Origin of the sequence: Dyella flagellata (genome assembly GCF_030160275.1) — a bacterium.
In the GTDB taxonomy this organism is placed as follows: Bacteria; Pseudomonadota; Gammaproteobacteria; order Xanthomonadales; family Rhodanobacteraceae; genus Dyella_B; species Dyella_B flagellata.
The window spans coordinates 60,693-73,984 of record NZ_BSOA01000047.1 but is presented as its reverse complement, the minus strand read 5'-3'; the positions used below and the strand labels follow the sequence as shown (position 1 = coordinate 73,984).

Below are 13,292 nucleotides of genomic sequence, written 5' to 3'. Positions count from 1 at the left end.
ATCGCGCGGTGTGAACATGGCAATGTTGGGGTTTGTACCTCAACCTTCGCGCCAGGCAGGCTTCCGGATGACCTCGTCCGCCGTACCCCTCCCTCCATTACCCCGCCTCCCGCTTGCGGTCCCGCGCTCGGGTGTTTCCAGCGAGGCGCGCGTTGCCCTTCGCCAGCTGGTCGGCGACCTTGACCGGGCCATTGCCGTGGCCTTCCGCGATGGCGCCGGCGCCGCCGCGCTCGCACGGCGACGCAGCGAATCGGTCACGCGCATCGTGGCGCACGTGTGGACAGCTTGTCTGGGCGAGGTAAGCGGTGCGGCGCTGTTCGCCATCGGCGGATTCGGGCGCGGCCTGTTGTTTCCGTATTCGGACATCGATCTGCTGGCGCTGGTCCAGCAAGCGGATGCTTCGCGTTTGCGCGCGCTCGAACAATGCTTCGCAACCTTCTGGGATATCGGCCTCAAAGTTGGCCATGCCGTGCGAGATCCGGAGCAATGCAAGGCGCTGGCGGCTTCCGAGGCCAGCGTGTTCACCAGTCTGCTCGATGCACGCCGTCTGACCGGCGATCCCGCGCTCGACGCAAGCCTGCGCGACATCGTCGAGGCGCCGGATATGTGGCCACCGCAGGCTTATCTGCAGGCGCGCCTGGCCGAGCGCGATGCGCGCTATGCGCGTTTCGACGACACGGCCTACAACCTGGAGCCCAACCTCAAGGATGGCCCGGGAGGACTGCGCACGCTCGATTCGCTGCGCTGGCTTGGCCAGCGCCTGGCCCATGCGCCGGATTTTCCGGACATGGTGGTTGAAGGCCTGCTCGACCCGGCCGAATGCGACACGCTGCTGCAGGCCGAAGCCACGTTGCGCCGTTATCGCTTCGCCCTGCATCTGGAAGCGGGGCGTCCGGAAGAACGATTGTTGTTCGACTATCAGCGCGCGCTGGCCGCACGGCTGGGGTTCGAAGACGAGCACGAAAAAAATCTCGGTGTCGAGCAATTCATGCAGGGCTACTACCGCGCCGCCAGCCAGGTGGAGCGCCTGGGCTGGCAGATTGCCGAACGCTTTGTGGAAATGCTGGAGCCGCCCAGCGAGGCGCAGCCGGTCGGCACGGATTTCGTGCGTTACGGTGCTCGCATTGCAGTACGCGATCCTGACTTGCTTACGCATCGTCCTCAAGCGCTGGTGGACATATTTATCGCGAGACTGGACCAGAAAGGCGTAATCGGCTTCACCGCCGACACCATGCGTCGCGTCCACCAGGCCACCGCAACGATGGGCACGCAGCTGGCCGATGACCCACAAGTGCTCGCTTCCTTTCTGCGCTTGCTGCGGCATGGAGCACCGGCCGTGGATGCGCTGTGGCGCATGAATCGTCACGGCTTGCTTGCGGCCATCCTGCCTGCGTTCGGCAAGGTGTTCGGCCGCATGCAATACGATCTGTTTCATGTCTACACCGTGGATGAGCATACGTTGCGCGTGCTGCGCAACGTTGCGCGTTTTGCCGATGCATCCACGCAAGCCGAATTCCCGCTCGCATGCGAAGTGTGGTCGACGCTGCCCAAGCCTGAGGTGCTGCTGCTGGCCGCACTCTTTCATGACATCGCCAAAGGGCGTGGTGGCGACCATTCCGTGCTGGGAGAAGAGGATGCGCGCGCGTTCGGCGACAAGCTCGGTTTGCCGGACGAAGATATCGAACGGGTGGCGTGGCTGGTGCGCTGGCATCTTCTGATGAGCACCACTGCCCAGCGCCAGGACATCACCGACCCGGATGTCGTGCACCGATTCGCCGAGAAAGTGGCCGGACGCGAGCGATTGGGACAGCTGTATCTGCTCACCATCGCCGACATCATGGGTACCAGCCCGCGCCTGTGGAACGCCTGGAAGGACCGCCTGCTCGCGGATCTCTATACCGCCACGCGCTATGCCTTGCGCAGCGAGGCCAAGCCGTCGTCCGGGGCCGCCGCGCGCGCGCAGGCGTGTCGCGAGCAGGCCATGGATCTGCTGCTGGCCGATGGCGGCGACAGGGTTGCCGTTGTCCAATTGTGGGATAGCTTCCCGATGGTCAGCTTCCTACGCCATCGGCCCGAACAGATCGCCTGGCAGACCGCGCAGATCCTGCATGGACAAGGCAAGCTGCCGCTGATTGCGGTCAATCCGCTGTCGGTGCGTGGCGGCACCGAATTGTTCGTCTATGCGCCCGATCGCGACGGCCTGTTCGCCAACGTCACCGCCATGCTGGATCGCCTGCATTTCTCGGTGATGGAGGCGCGCGTGCTCAGCTCGCCGGATGGCAAGGCGATGGATACCTTCCTGTTGCTGGAAGCGGAAACGCAGAAACCTGCGAGCCACGAGCGGGCCGAAGAACTGCAGCAACGCCTGCATCGAGCCCTGCAGCAATCGGCGCCGATCATGCCGTCACGGCGCAGCATGTCGCGTCACCTGAAGCACTTCCAGATGACGCCGCGTATCGATTTCAAGCTATCCGACGGGCGTACGCAGATGGCGCTGGTATGCAGCGACCGTCCCGGTCTGCTTGCCGCCGTCACGCAAGTGATGATGGCCTGCGAAGTGCGCGTGCATGATGCCCGCATCGCCACCTTTGGCGAGCGCGTGGAGGATTTTTTCCAGCTCACCGACCGTCGCAACGAGCCGCTGAACGAGACACAACAGCAGCGTTTGTGGCAGGCTTTACGGGAGCGGATCGGGCCACAGAGCCTGTCCGCATAGCCCAGGCGCAGCCGTTCCTACCCAACGCTATGCACGCTCACACGAGGTGATCGGACCGTTCCAGCGGCCTGTCATCGCCAATCTCCCTTTCTCGTTTTGGCTGAGATTCGCCACCTAAGGCTGTGCCTCCATGTCCGCATCCCATACCTTTCTCAAGCTTGCCCGCCAGCTTCACCTTTACATTGGCGTGTTTATCGCACCCGCCTTGCTCTTCTTCGCGGTTACCGGCGGTTTGCAGGTATTTGGCTTGCACGAAACCTCCCGCGATAGCGATTACAAGCCGCCGGCGTGGCTGGCCGTGGCTGCGCAATTGCATAAGAAGCAAACGGATGTACTACCCCAGCGCCGTGCACGTCCTATCGAAGCCGGCCCGCCCGCCGCCGCGTCGAGGCCGAACGCTGCGGCGGTGCAGCCGAACAAGCCGGCAACACCTGCCAGGCATCCCTTGCCGCTGAAGATATTCGCCGCTTTCGTCTCGCTAGGCTTGTTCGTATCGACCTTGCTCGGCCTCTACATGGCGTATCGCTATACGCGTAAGCATGTGCTGATCAGCGTATTGCTGGCGGCGGGAGTCATATTCCCGATCGTCCTTGCCTTAATTTGAGAACGCTTGCGGCAACGACTGGCAAGTGGTTGTAATCTTCACTGTCGACCCGAACACGAGCCTCGCTCATGCAGCCCATCGAAACCCTCATCAACGACGCCTTCGAACGCCGCAACGACCTCACCCAGGCCGAGATCGAAACCCACTTGCGCCCGGCGCTGACGCAGGTGATGGATCTGCTCGAATCGGGCGAGCAACGCGTCGCGGCACCCGACGGCCAGGGCGGCTGGACCGTCAACCAGTGGCTGAAGAAAGCGGTGCTGCTGTATTTCCGCATTCACGGCAATCGCGTGGTGGACGGCGGCCCCGCCCTGGCGTTCGACAAGGTGCCGTTGCGCTTCCAACACGGCAACGGCGCGGAACTGGAAAACCTCGGCGCGCGCGTGGTGCCCGGCGCGCTGGTACGCCGTGGCGCTCACGTCGCGAAAGACGCAGTGCTCATGCCCAGCTACGTGAACGTCGGCGCCTATGTTGGCGCAGGCAGCATGGTCGACACCTGGGCGACTGTCGGCTCCTGCGCGCAGATCGGCGCGGGTGTGCATTTGTCCGGCGGCGTCGGTATCGGTGGTGTGCTCGAACCGCTGCAGGCCAATCCCACCATCATCGAAGACAATTGCTTCATCGGCGCTCGTTCCGAAGTGGTGGAAGGCGTGGTGGTGGAGCGCGGCAGCGTGATCGGCATGGGCGTGTTCCTCGGCCAGTCCACCCGCATCTACAATCGCGCCACGGGTGAAATAAGCTATGGCCGCGTTCCGACCGGCAGTGTGGTGGTGGCCGGCAATCTGCCGGCGAAGGACGGCAGCCACAGCCTGTACGCCGCGATCATCGTCAAGCAGGTCGATGAGAAGACGCGCAGCAAGACCGGCATCAACGAGCTGCTGCGTAGTGGTGAGTGAGCAGCCACTTTCTACTTTATCTGCGCATGCTGCAGCGACAAAAACTCAAGATGGATCGGGACCGATGACAGTCACCACGCTTTATGGCCTGCCCAATTGCGACACCTGCAAGAAGGCGCGCAACTGGCTTACTCGTTTCGAGGTGGCGCACGAGTTCGTCGACTACCGCGCCAATCCCGTGCCGCCGGCGACCTTGAAAGCCTGGGCGCAACATTTGGGCGGCTGGGAAAAACTGGTCAACAAATCCGGCACTACCTGGCGCAACCTGCTGCCGCAACGCAAGAACCCGGGGACCGATCCGGAATGGACCTTGCTGCTGAAGGAATATCCCGCACTCGTCCGCCGTCCGGTGGTGGTACAGGCCGATGGCGCGGTGAGCGTGGGATTTACCGATAACGGCTTCAAGAAACTGTTTGGACGCTGAAAAATGTCGGACGTATTCGATCTCGCTGTCGACCTGATCCGCCGTCGTTCCATCACTCCGGAAGATGGTGGCTGTTTGCCGGAAATCGGTGCGCGACTGGCGCGACTGGGTTTCCGTATCGAGCATCTTCGCTACGGCGAGGTCGATAACTTCTGGGCCACGCATGGTGCGAACAATACGCCGGGCGAGGGGCCCTTGCTGGTGTTCCTCGGGCACACGGATGTAGTGCCGAGCGGACCGGAGGAGGAGTGGCAGAGTCCACCGTTCGAGCCGACGGTGCGCGACGGCCATCTATACGGTCGCGGTGCGGCGGATATGAAAAGCGGGGTCGCGGCCATGACAGTGGCGCTGGAGCGCTTCGTGAACAAGCATCCGGACCATCCTGGCCGGGTTGGCCTGCTGCTTACCAGTGATGAGGAAGGACCGACCAATCTCGATGGTGTTCGGCGCATTGCGGCCTACTTGCGCGAGATGGGCGAGCGCATCGATTGGTGCGTGGTGGGTGAGCCTTCATCCAAGGAAAAGCTGGGCGATCTGATACGTGTCGGCCGGCGCGGTTCGCTTTCGGGAACCTTGATCGTGCGTGGTGTGCAAGGCCACGTGGCTTATCCGGACAAGGCTCTCAATCCCATCCATGCCTTTGCACCCGCGCTGGCCGAACTGGCCGCCGAGCGCTGGGATGAGGGCAACAGCGATTTTCCGCCCACCTCGTTCCAGGTTTCCAACTTCAATGCCGGCACCGGCGCGACCAACGTCATTCCCGGTTCGCTCACCGCCCTGATCAACTTCCGCTACAGCACGGCGAGCACGGCGGAAAATCTGCGCCAGCGTACCGAGGCGATTCTTGCCAAGCATGGCCTGGATTACGCGCTGGAGTGGACGCTTTCGGGTGAGCCGTTTTTGTGTCCCTCGGGCGGACGCTTGCGCGATACCGTGGTGTCCATATGCCGCGAGCTATGCGGTACGGAACCCGAGCAGAGTACGGGCGGCGGCACCTCCGATGGCCGCTTTATTGCGCCGATGGGGGCCGAAGTGGTCGAGCTGGGGCCGGTCAATGCCACCATCCACAAGGTGGACGAGTGCATCGACTTGGCTGAATTGGAACGCTTGCCGGATTTGTATTTGGCGATTTGCGAGCGGATGTTGCTGAGGTCGCTTTGCTGAGTGTGTAGGTTGGGGTGTAAACCCCAACATTGCCATCTATATGCCGCGCGATGTTGGGGTTTGCACCCAGCCTACGGCGAAGGTTCCAGTACCAGCGTGTATTTGTCCGGGCCTGGCATCAGCGGTGTAGGTCGCCCATGCACCCAATCTTCGTGACCGGCGCCGTAGAACGGCGACAGCGGGTTGTCGCTTTGCCCGCCCGGCATCTCAAGGATGCCTTCGTCTTCGTGGCCGGGCGATACATCCAGACGTTCCGATGCGCCGGCCGCAGGTCGCGCGACACGTGGCATGTTGTTGTCGCCGGGCAGCTCGTCGTCGGGCATATCCAGCCATCGGCCGATAAAGTCGGGCAGGGAGCGCGATAACGGATGGCGGATGCCGGCGTGATTCACTTCGCCCCAGGTACGGGCGGCAAGTCCGCCTGGTTGCTTGCCCAGCGTATCGGCAACATTTCGCGCAGCCTGCACCAGTAGTGCGTGCCAATCGTGGTAGCCAGGATCGAGCAACTGCGGCGGTTGCTGCTGGATCAGCATCCATATGGCCGCTTCCTGATTGCCTGGTCCGGGCCATTGGAAATCCGCAAAGCGCTGCTGGATCCGGCTGGTGAACGGCGCGAGTACCAGTTTGTGCACTTCATCCCGGAATGCGTGTACCAGACGGTAGTCCACGCTATCGGACGCGGCCTGATTGCGCCAGGCGGCGGTGAGCTGGCGCAGTTGGCCGAGCGAGGGATCCTGCGTATTGGCGAGGGTGGTTTGCAGCAATTGCTGCCAGCGGGCAAGGAACAGCGCATGGTCGTCCAGTTGGATATCCAGCAGATTGCCGGGTCCGAAATCCGCTCTTGCGCGCAGGTCGTCGCGAATCTGCTGCGCACGCGCGCCCACGTCGTGCCCGCCTTCGCCGAGCAGGGCCAATTCGTCGCTGCCAACCGTGCGATTGTTGGCTGTCCAGAGGCGCCCATCGGCGGGATTCTCGATCCGCGGGTATTGGGACGCTGCGGCCCAGCCGATCCAGCCGGTGTTCGGCTGGGACCAGTCGGCGGGTCGCTGCGGATCGAAGCCGCTGCGCAGCGGGATGCTATTGCCTGCGATGGTCCAGCCGATGTGGCCTGCGCTGTCGGCAACGAGGAAGTTTTGCGGTGGCATGCCCAAGCTGGGTCCCAGGTCCAGGGCCGCGGAGACACTGCTGATGTGCTCGAGCTGCATCAAGGCCAGGTTATACGCACGCGGCTGATCGCCGATCCAGGCGAGCGCAAGCGGGGTACCGTCAGTGTCGTTGGCCAGGATCGGCCCCCAGCGCGTGTCCTCCACGTGCAGAGTGTGCGGCGCCGAACCCTTGATGCCGATGATTTCGTCGTGCGACGCGATCGTCGCCCAGCCCTCAGGCACCTTGTAGCGATTGGGGTCATGCGGGTCACGCTGGACGCGCACCCAATCCATCCAGTCGCCATAGCTGTTGGTGAAACCCCAGGCGATCTGGCCGTTCGATCCCACCACCAGCGCGGGTGTGCCGGGCAGGCTAACGCCCAACACATCGCGCTGTCCCTTCGGCGCGGTTGCATCGGGATAACGCAGGCGCGCGCGGAACCAGATGTCCGGTACGCGTAGCCCCAAGTGCATGTCGTTGGCGAGGATGGCCGATCCACTGCGCGAAATGTTGCCTGCCACCGCAAAACTGTTGCTGCCAGGATAGAAGCGATCCACCGACGGTATCTGTGTTTCGGCAAGCGTCACGGTGTTGCCCGGTGCGCCGAGCTTGCGCAGATCAAACACATCCGCCGCGGGAACGACAGGTGACGGCGACGTCCCGTCCTTCAACGGCGCCTCCCAGGTAGGATCGGGCGAGATCAGGAACTTCACCAGCGGCTCGGGCAGCACGGCACGCATCTGGGCGACGTGCTGTTCGCGCTCGTCGCGGCCGTCGTCATTGAGATCCAGGTACATGGCCGCGATCACCAGCATGGTGTCTTCCGAGCGCCAGGGCTGCGGCTTGGCCTTCAGCAGCAGGTATTCCCAGGGTTTCTCGCGCAGGTTGGAGAGACCCGCATTCACCCCGTCGCGGTACAGATCTAGCAGATGCTTCTGCTCGGGGGTGAACGCCGCATAGGCGGCCTGGGCAACCGCGCGCAGGCGATGGCTACGGTGATGGATGTCGATGTCGAGGGCCGCAGGCCCCACCAGCTCCGAAAGTTCACCCGCCGCCACTCGCCGCATTAGGTCCATCGGAAAGAACCGTTCCTGTGCATGCACGTAGCCGAGCGCATAGGCTACGTCTTCGCGCGACTGGCCGGTGATGGTGGCGGTGCCTAGCGCATCGCGGGTAATGGTGACCGCGTGCTGCGGCCCGATCACCCGCTGGTGGCCATCGAGCTGTGCGCGGCCGCCGGCCAGCAGCCACCATCCGGTGACGAACAAGCCTAGTGCCGCGACAAGCACGAGTATCAGTAGTGCGCGGAACCAACGGAAGCGAGGTTTCGTCGTCATTGTTCGGCAAACACCGCGAAGATGCCCGCATAGGGCTTGACCATGAAGGTGGGAGCGCCGGCATAGCCGGTGCCGTCGATATAGAACTGGGAAATGCTGCCATCGAGGTACAGCGCGTCGCGGCAGTCGAGCTTGTCGCGGAACAATTGCGCGAAGGTATGAAAATTCACCGGCGATTCGCTCACTGCGAAAATGACCTGATAGGGGCTGCGTGCGCACACGCCACTGCGCCATTTGTTGCTGGTCGAATCATGTACGAACTGGTCGTTGATCTTGCCTTCGATCACCAGCATGGGCCCCGATTGGGTGGCCCAGTCCACCGGCTTGGCGTCCGCCTTGAAGTCACCGCTGGTGCGAACGGCTGCATGGCCATCACGATAGATGGCGAACACGCCATTGGGACGGATCGAAAAATTGCCGGCGGCCGGGTTGCCGTGGAACAAATTCAACGGCACCACGGTCTTGCCGTTTTCCACATACAGCCCCAGCGGCGCGTAGGATTGATCGTAGATGCCCGCATTGGTGGCGAACATCAGCCGCTTGCCATGCGCCGCCCCCCATTCGCGCAAACTCTGGATATCTCCGAAGGGCTGGCCGTTGTCGGCATTCTTCCAATGCAGCGTCAGCGCTTCGCGGTGCAGATCCAGGCTCACCACGGTGAAATCCTGGCCCTGGAAGGTCACTTCGCGGCTTTCCATCGGCTGCAATTGGTTGGCGCAGGCGGCCAGCAGCACCGGCACCCCCAGCAGGGCGAACAGGCGAGGCGGGAGGCTGCGACACAACCGTCGGAAGGGGGTGAACGAGCGCATCTGTGGATGGTCGCCGCCCGGCCGTGACGGATGCAAGAGCATCGGCGCGGATTGAGCGCTTAAACTTCAGCTTTAAGCCGAAGGAAAGGGATGCCATGCCCTATACACCCATCGTCGCCACGCTCGGTTACGTGCTCTCCCCGGATCGGCGCAAGGTCCTGATGATCCACCGCAATGCGCGGCCCGACGACCAGCACCTGGGCAAGTACAACGGCCTGGGTGGCAAGATGGAGCCCGGCGAAGACATCGCCGCCTGCATGCGTCGTGAAATCCGCGAAGAGGCCGGTATCGAATGCGAGTCGATGCACTTGCGCGGCACGCTGAACTGGCCCGGCTTCGGCAAGCAGGGCGAGGACTGGCTGGGCTTCATCTTCGTGATCGACAGCTTCAGCGGCGAGCCTGGCACGCACAACCCCGAGGGATCGCTCGAATGGATCGAGATCGAGCGCATCATGGAGCTGCCGATGTGGGAAGGGGACCGCCACTTCCTGCCGCTGGTGTTCGACCGCGATCCGCGACCGTTCCACGGTGTGATGCCCTACAAGGATGGGCGCATGCAGTCGTGGGCGTTTACGAGGCTGTGATCGTGTTGGGGGTTAGCCCCCAACATCCCCCTTTTGTCGTCGCGCGGTTGCTGCATGTCGCTGGCAGCTACATTGCCTGCGGCGCTTTCGGTCGCAAGCGACCGAGTCACTTCTCTTTGCTGGCCAGCAAAGAAAAGTGACTCGGGCCCTTTAGGGTCCGAAAGCGCCGCAGGCAATGGTCCGGCGTACGAAATGCAGCAACAGTGCGACGACAAAAGGGGATGTTGGGGCAAACCCCCAACCTACGGCGCCTGTCGTAATGCCACCACCGCATTAAGCCCCCCAAACGCAAACGAATTGCTCAACGCCGCACGTACCGTCATGGCGCGAGCCTCATGCGGTACGTAATCGAGATCGCAAGCCGGATCGGGGCCAAGGTAATTGAGCGTCGGCGGCACGATGCCGTTACGTAGGGCGCCGATCACGGCAATCAATTCAAGCGCGCCTGCCGCACCCAGCGCGTGGCCATGCATGGGCTTGGTGGAACTCACGGCCAGCCGGCGAGCATGTTCGCCGAATACATGGTGGATGGCGCGAGTTTCGGTGTTGTCGTTGGCGGTCGTGCCGGTGCCGTGCGCGTTGATGTAGTCGATGTCCGTTGGTTGCATGCCGCCGTCCTGCAAGGCGATGCGCATGGCCGTGGCGGCGCCCACGTCGGACGGTGCCGCGATATCGCCAGCGTCGGCGCTCATGCCGACGCCGGCTAGTTCCGCCAGAATGGTGGCACCGCGCGCTTGCGCGCTTTCCAGCGTTTCGAGCACGAACATCGCGGCGCCCTCGCCGAGCACCAGCCCGCGCCGGTTGCTGCTGAATGGTCGGCAGGTATCGGGTGCCAGCACGCGCATCGAGTCCCACGCGCGTACCACGCCTTCTGTGATGCAGGCCTCTGCACCCCCGGCCACCGCAATGTCCACCAGACCGGCCCGTATCATCATGGCGGCTTGCGCGAAAGCATGATTGGCCGAAGCGCAGGCGCTTGACACCGAGAAGGTGGGGCCAGTGATGCCGTGCACCATGCTGATCTGGCTGGCCGGCGCGTTGCTCATGATGCGCACAATGCCCATTGGGCTGAAACGGCTGGCGCGCTCCACATAAAGCTTCTGATACAGGCCCTCGCGCGTTTCCTCTCCGGCCGCGCCTACGCCGACTACGACGGCGCTGCGTGGGGCGAGTTCGGAACGAAACTCCAGGCCGGATTGGCTTATCGCTTCACCGGCAGCGACCAACGCATATTGGCTCAACGGGTCGAGAAACGGCATGCGCGCTTCTTCGATGAAGGTCAGCGGATCGAAACCGGTGATCTCGGCCGCGATCGGCTTGTTGCGCATCTGGCTGGTATCGAAGTGCCGCAAGGGGCCGATGCCGCTGCGCCCCTCGATCATGGCTTGCCAAATGTCGGTAGCACGGTGGCCCAGGGCGCAGATGCCGCCCATGCCGGTGATGACGATACGACGCATGGATGTTATTGGTCAGCAGGCTTCAGTGCGATCTGGCGTTCTACCGCCGCGATCAAGTGGGCAACCGTGCCGTTTTCGAAGTCGATGTCTTCGTTGGGCAGGTTGATGTTGAAATGCTCTTCGATGTCGAAGATCACTTCGATGGCGTCCAGCGAGGCAATGCCCAGATCCTTGAGCGTCGATTCCATCTTGATGGTGGCGATGTCGATCTTCGCTTGCTTGCTGATGACTTCAAAAATTTCTTGTTGCACGTTGCTCATGAAATTCCCCGATGGCATCCCTGCTTCAAGCGTGGCGAAGTAGGGGCAAGTTGTCCATATGAACTAGTGAAAAGTGCAATGTACCAAGCATCTGGCAGGGCGGCATCTGCCAGGCGCAACTTAAATGGAAACTGGGCGGCTCCTGAGCGACTTTCGTTGCGTGCGATAGGTGAACCTGGCAGTTCGCGAATCGCTCAATCGCTTCCTTCAATGGCAAAAGCGTTCCCGGCTTCGGCCGCATACTCCCGGGGCAGCCTGCTCTCGGCGGCTGCAAGGCAGATGATCCCCAGCATGATGACACCTGCGCCAAGCAAGCGCATCGGGGTCAGTGCCTCATGGAACAGCCACGCGGAAGCCAGCATTACGCTGACCACATCCAGATGCGAGGCGGCAAAAGCCGGACCGATAGGCGCGTGTCTGAGCAGATTCATCCAGGTAAAGAAGTTGCCGACATAGCCTATCAGGGCCAGGTAGATCCACGGCTGCGAGAGAATGCGCAACACCCATGCCGTGCTTGCTGCGGGTGGAAACGCGTGCGCCCCGGTCAGCTTGAAGCTCAATTGCACGATGGTGTCGAAAACCAGCAGCAAAGCGAAGCCGCCCAGGTAATAGCGCCAGGTGCGCGTAGTGCTCATCCTCCGGCTCCCACGATGGCTACACCCGCACTCACCAGCAAAATGCCGGTGACGCGCAATGGCGTAAGTCTTTCCCGGAACAGCAGGCGGCCGGCGACCATGATCGCCACCATGTTGATCGAAGCGAGCAGCATGCCGCGGGAAAGATCAACCAGCGACAGGAACGCGATCCAGGACAGCAGATGCAGTGCATACGCGGACAGGCCCAGCCATAGCCATGGACGGCCGGCCATATGACGCCAGTGCGCCATTCCAGCTTCCGAACGCGATTGGCTGGATGCAGCTTTGAAAGCGAGCTGCCCGGCTGTATCAAGTGTCACGTTGACCAGCCACAGCGTGGCGATGAGCACAGACATGCGACGGCTTCAGGCAGCGGCGCGCGCGGCAGGCTCGCTGCTGGCGGCGATGCGCGCAAAGAATTCGGCCGAGCGATCGATCAGGGTGCGGCGCTCCTGGTCGATGGTGATCATGTGGTAACTGTCTTCCAACAGCAGCATTTCGACCGGGCCGGACACCGACTGCGCTACCAGATGAGCGTTGTTCAGGCTGGCGACGTCGTCTTCGGTGGCGTGCGCAACAAGGCAGGGCGCCGTCACTGTAGGCAGCTCGCGACGTACCAGCTTGGCCATGTCATACATCTCGGTGAGCGATGGCCACGGGTTGCCGGGCAGGCCGGCGGCCACGCTGTCGCCGCTTAGCATCAGCCCGCTGATCTGGGCACGCAGGCGCTCATCGCGCAGGCCATAGGGTTCGCCTTCGTACACCATGCGCTGTTGGCCGAAACCGATCAGACGCGCCACCGGCAGCATGAAGGAAAAGCGGCTGTACCACGGCATCGCCCAACCGTCGTAACGGAAGGTGGCGCCATATACGCCCACGCCGCACACCCATTCCGGACGCTGCGCGGCCAGTTTGAGCGCGAGAATCGCGCCCATCGACAAGCCGGCCACGAACAGATGATCGACCTCGTGCCGGAACGTCTCAGCAGCGGCTTCCACGCTGCTATACCAATCTTTCCAACCGGTGGCCAGGAGATCGGATACGTCGCCGCAATGGCCGGCCAACTGCATGCCGTAAACGCTGAAACCGGCCCGGTTCAACCCCTTGCCGACCAAGCGCATTTCGTTGGGAGTGCCGGTGAGACCATGGATAAGCAGGACGCCGCTACGGCCACCTTCAAAGCGGAATTCGACGTTTTGAATCACTGGGGTCTCGACTGCGGACGCAATAGCAAAATGTGTCCACAGTCTGTGGGGAGCG

The 13,292-nt window shown here is 62.6% G+C and carries 13 protein-coding genes; 6 read left to right on the top strand and 7 right to left on the bottom strand.

Going from position 1 to position 13,292, the window contains the following annotated elements:
• Nucleotides 1–67 precede the first annotated feature (67 nt).
• The 5 genes from glnD to dapE all read left to right on the top strand — a co-directional run bounded on the left by glnD (nt 68) and on the right by dapE (nt 5,804).
• Nucleotides 68–2,716, top strand: a complete 2,649-nt coding sequence (gene glnD / locus QQJ96_RS18540; protein ID WP_284333516.1) for a [protein-PII] uridylyltransferase — start codon at nt 68–70, stop codon at nt 2,714–2,716.
• A gap of 130 nt (nt 2,717–2,846) precedes the next feature.
• Complete coding sequence (locus QQJ96_RS18535; protein ID WP_284333515.1) at nt 2,847–3,320, top strand: PepSY domain-containing protein; 474 nt, start codon at nt 2,847–2,849, stop codon at nt 3,318–3,320.
• Between the two features lie 68 nt (nt 3,321–3,388).
• Nucleotides 3,389–4,216, top strand: coding sequence for a 2,3,4,5-tetrahydropyridine-2,6-dicarboxylate N-succinyltransferase (gene dapD, locus QQJ96_RS18530; RefSeq protein WP_284333514.1), 828 nt, complete (start codon nt 3,389–3,391; stop codon nt 4,214–4,216).
• A 64-nt stretch (nt 4,217–4,280) separates the two neighbouring features.
• Entirely contained in the window at nt 4,281–4,640 is a 360-nt protein-coding gene (locus tag QQJ96_RS18525; protein ID WP_284333513.1) for a Spx/MgsR family RNA polymerase-binding regulatory protein, read from the top strand.
• Nucleotides 4,641–4,643: 3 nt separating this feature from the next.
• Nucleotides 4,644–5,804 (top strand): succinyl-diaminopimelate desuccinylase, encoded by a 1,161-nt coding sequence (dapE, locus tag QQJ96_RS18520; protein WP_284333512.1) that lies wholly within the window; start codon nt 4,644–4,646, stop codon nt 5,802–5,804.
• 71 nt (nt 5,805–5,875) lie between these two features.
• On the opposite strand, the gene QQJ96_RS18515 is transcribed toward dapE, so the two are convergent.
• Both QQJ96_RS18515 and QQJ96_RS18510 read right to left on the bottom strand, forming a co-directional pair.
• A complete protein-coding gene (locus QQJ96_RS18515; protein WP_284333511.1) occupies nt 5,876–8,287 on the bottom strand; it encodes a penicillin acylase family protein in 2,412 nt (803 codons plus the stop codon).
• Nucleotides 8,284–9,096, bottom strand: coding sequence for a phosphodiester glycosidase family protein (locus QQJ96_RS18510; protein ID WP_404649136.1), 813 nt, complete (start codon nt 9,094–9,096; stop codon nt 8,284–8,286). The genes QQJ96_RS18515 and QQJ96_RS18510 overlap by 4 nt, the downstream gene beginning before the upstream one ends.
• Before the next feature lie 95 nt (nt 9,097–9,191).
• Here QQJ96_RS18510 and QQJ96_RS18505 point away from each other — a divergent pair, with 95 nt between their 5' ends.
• Nucleotides 9,192–9,680 (top strand): NUDIX hydrolase, encoded by a 489-nt coding sequence (locus QQJ96_RS18505; protein WP_284333510.1) that lies wholly within the window; start codon nt 9,192–9,194, stop codon nt 9,678–9,680.
• Nucleotides 9,681–9,922: 242 nt separating this feature from the next.
• On the opposite strand, the gene QQJ96_RS18500 is transcribed toward QQJ96_RS18505, so the two are convergent.
• The 5 genes from QQJ96_RS18500 to QQJ96_RS18480 form a co-directional block, all read right to left on the bottom strand.
• A complete protein-coding gene (locus tag QQJ96_RS18500; RefSeq protein ID WP_284333509.1) occupies nt 9,923–11,137 on the bottom strand; it encodes a beta-ketoacyl-[acyl-carrier-protein] synthase family protein in 1,215 nt (404 codons plus the stop codon).
• 5 nt (nt 11,138–11,142) lie between these two features.
• Nucleotides 11,143–11,397: an acyl carrier protein gene (locus tag QQJ96_RS18495; RefSeq protein WP_284333508.1), complete on the bottom strand. Its 255-nt coding sequence runs from the start codon at nt 11,395–11,397 to the stop codon at nt 11,143–11,145.
• Nucleotides 11,398–11,591: 194 nt separating this feature from the next.
• Nucleotides 11,592–12,032 (bottom strand): DMT family transporter, encoded by a 441-nt coding sequence (locus QQJ96_RS18490; RefSeq protein ID WP_284333507.1) that lies wholly within the window; start codon nt 12,030–12,032, stop codon nt 11,592–11,594.
• Complete coding sequence (locus tag QQJ96_RS18485) at nt 12,029–12,388, bottom strand: EamA family transporter (protein ID WP_284333506.1); 360 nt, start codon at nt 12,386–12,388, stop codon at nt 12,029–12,031. Before QQJ96_RS18485 ends, QQJ96_RS18490 begins: the two co-directional genes overlap by 4 nt.
• A gap of 9 nt (nt 12,389–12,397) precedes the next feature.
• On the bottom strand, nt 12,398–13,237 hold the full coding sequence (locus tag QQJ96_RS18480; protein ID WP_284333505.1) for an alpha/beta hydrolase: 840 nt from the start codon (nt 13,235–13,237) through the stop codon (nt 12,398–12,400).
• Nucleotides 13,238–13,292: the final 55 nt, after the last annotated feature.